This is a genomic window from Streptococcus sp. GMD1S (assembly GCF_000296875.1).
Taxonomy (GTDB): Bacteria; Bacillota; Bacilli; order Lactobacillales; family Streptococcaceae; genus Streptococcus.
In genome coordinates, this window is the sequence record NZ_AJQY01000085.1 from 1 (window position 1) to 2,711 (window position 2,711).

General features: G+C 36.8%; 3 protein-coding genes. 2 read left to right on the forward strand and 1 reads right to left on the reverse strand.

Features of this window, described 5'->3' with window-relative positions:
- The coding region (rlmD, locus tag GMD1S_RS07055; RefSeq protein WP_000385596.1) for a 23S rRNA (uracil(1939)-C(5))-methyltransferase RlmD at positions 1-819 on the forward strand (819 nt) is incomplete at its 5' end.
- A gap of 332 nt (positions 820-1,151) precedes the next feature.
- Complete coding sequence (locus tag GMD1S_RS07060) at positions 1,152-2,105, forward strand: DNA-methyltransferase (protein ID WP_000049349.1); 954 nt, start codon at positions 1,152-1,154, stop codon at positions 2,103-2,105.
- A 22-nt stretch (positions 2,106-2,127) separates the two neighbouring features.
- On the opposite strand, the gene GMD1S_RS07065 is transcribed toward GMD1S_RS07060, so the two are convergent.
- The gene (locus GMD1S_RS07065) at positions 2,128-2,667 is read right to left on the reverse strand and encodes a hypothetical protein (protein WP_000863700.1); all 540 of its coding nucleotides are present in this window, start codon (positions 2,665-2,667) and stop codon (positions 2,128-2,130) included.
- Positions 2,668-2,711: the final 44 nt, after the last annotated feature.

Sequence of the window (2,711 nt, forward strand, 5' to 3'; positions counted from 1 at the left end):
TTTGATTTAAAACCTTATGACGAAAAGGAACAGTCTGGCTTGATTCGAAATCTTGTGGTGCGTCGCGGGCACTATTCCGGACAAATCATGGTTATCTTAGTGACTACACGTCCTAAAATTTTCCGAGTGGAACAGTTGATTGAACAACTTATCAAGCAGTTCCCAGAGATTGTGTCTGTCATGCAAAATATCAATGACCGAAATACCAATGCGATTTTTGGTAAGGAGTGGAAGACTCTTTATGGTCAAGACAATATCACGGACCAGATGTTGGGAAATGACTACCAAATCGCTGGCCCAGCCTTTTACCAGGTCAATACAGAAATGGCAGAAAAACTTTATCAAACAGCTATTGACTTTGCGGAGTTAAGAGAAGATGATGTGGTGATCGATGCCTACTCAGGAATTGGAACCATTGGCTTATCTGTTGCTAAGCATGTCAAGGAAGTCTACGGTGTTGAAGTTATTCCAGAAGCGGTGGAGAATAGCAAAAAGAATGCGGCAATCAACGGGATTGCCAACGTCCACTATGTATGTGACACAGCTGAAAATGCCATGAAGAACTGGCTCAAGGAAGGTATTAAACAAACTCTCATCTTGGTCGACCCACCACGCAAGGGCTTGACCGAAAGCTTTATCGAGGCAAGCAGCCAAACAGGATCTGAACGCATTGCCTATATCTCATGTAATGTAGCAACTATGGCGCGTGATATCAAACTCTACCAAGAATTGGGTTATGAACTGCAGAAAGTACAACCAGTGGATCTATTTCCTCAAACGCATCATGTGGAGGCGGTAGCTCTGCTCGTGAAAGCCTAGAAACCTTTTAGCGAAAGGCTTTATGGAGTTGTAGCGCTCAATGTTATTTGTCAATAGTGGGGATGTATTAGAGTAAGAGTCAAAGTTGATGTAATTGAAATGATATTGATTGATTTGAGTTCGTTTAGATTTTTATTTCCATAAACGGTAGAGCGGGTATTGTATGCGAAGCTAGAATTATTGTTAGGATACTTGCCTACAATAATCCATGGTTTAGTAATGTGGTTATATAAATAACGTTGGATTTTGAATATATAAATGTAATGACTTGATTATTGCAAGTTTTTATGTAAAGATATAGACGTAATACTTTTAGAAGAAAGAGAGATGAAATGTCTAAAGTAAGTTATAGAACCCAATTAGGGGAATGTATAAATGGAGATTCACTACAAGAATTACAAGATTTGGGTGATAATAGTGTAAATTTAGTTGTAACTAGCCCTCCGTTTGCTTTACAACGCAAGAAGGAATATGGGAATGAGTCTCAAGAGAAATATGTAGAATGGTTGGCTCAATTTGCTAAAGTTGTTTTTGATAAGCTAAGGGATGATGGGAGTTTTGTTATTGATATAGGAGGAGCATATGAAAAAGGGGAACCCTCTTATAGTTTATATCAGTTTAGGGCCTTAATTAAATTTTGTGATGAAATAGGGTTTAAATTGGCTCAGCCGTTTTATTGGCATAATCCTTCAGCCTTGCCTTCCCCAATTGAATGGGTCAACAAAAGAAAATTAAGAGCAAAAACATCTGTTAATACAGTATGGTGGTTGTGTAAGGACCCTAGAAAATGTAAAGCAAATGTTAGCAAGGTGCTGAGCCCTTATTCTGATAGAATGAAAAAATTGATCAGTAGGCCAGAAGAGTATATAAAGGGGGCTACTGCAACACGTCCTTCAGGTCATGTTCATAATAAGGAAAGTTGGAGTAGAGATAATGGTGGTGCAATACCTTCAAATCTATTGCAAATACCTAATAGTGAGAGTAACAGTAAGTATTTAAGATATTGTAAAAAATACGGAATAAAAGGACACCCGGCAAGATTCCCTGCTGGACTTCCTGAATTTTTTATAAATTTTTTAACGGACGAGGGGGACTTAGTCATTGATATTTTTGGAGGGAGTAATACAACTGGAATGGTTGCAGAAAACAATAATAGACGTTGGAAAGCTTTTGAATTGTCAAAAGAGTATGCAGCCGCATCAATATTCAGATTTTTAGATGAAGATAATGAAAATGCTGAAAAATATTACCAGCAAATGATAGATGGTAAAACAGTTGAATTATAAAAACCCAATAGATCACTGGGCATTAATCAAAAATGCTGTCAGGATCTATTGGGTTTTCTTCATGAATCGGATAAATCATAGTACCATTTTCGCGAACAAAATTGACGTTAATTTTGGGATTATTAATATCTTTTTGAGTTCTAAGTTTCTCTTCCCATTTTTGGAAATAAGGTTCAAGGTCTCTTGCGTTCATAACATAGATTGCTTCAAGTGTGATTCCATGATAGATTGCAAATGACCATGGTACTCTTCTATATTTTTGAAGAATTTCAGTATTTAAATGATGATTGGTACTAAAACCCGAAGCTGTTGTGTCGAGGTTTATGGACTTCATTTCCCACTCAATTGTGGGATTTCTTCTTGAAGTCGCGTCATTTCCTTCTCTACCTGGTAGAGCATTTAAATAAAGATAAATCAGTTGTTGAACAACTTTGGCGCCATTATCTTGAAAAATATCATCAATTCCGTACTGTTTAGCAAAATCTCGTAATTCTTCTAATTTTGCCCAAAGCCCTTCTATCCGCTCTATCTCTTTTTTATGTTCATTATCAAAAAAAGCCATCGTTCCCTCCTAATAAGTTATTTTTTTCCTTACAAATATGACTA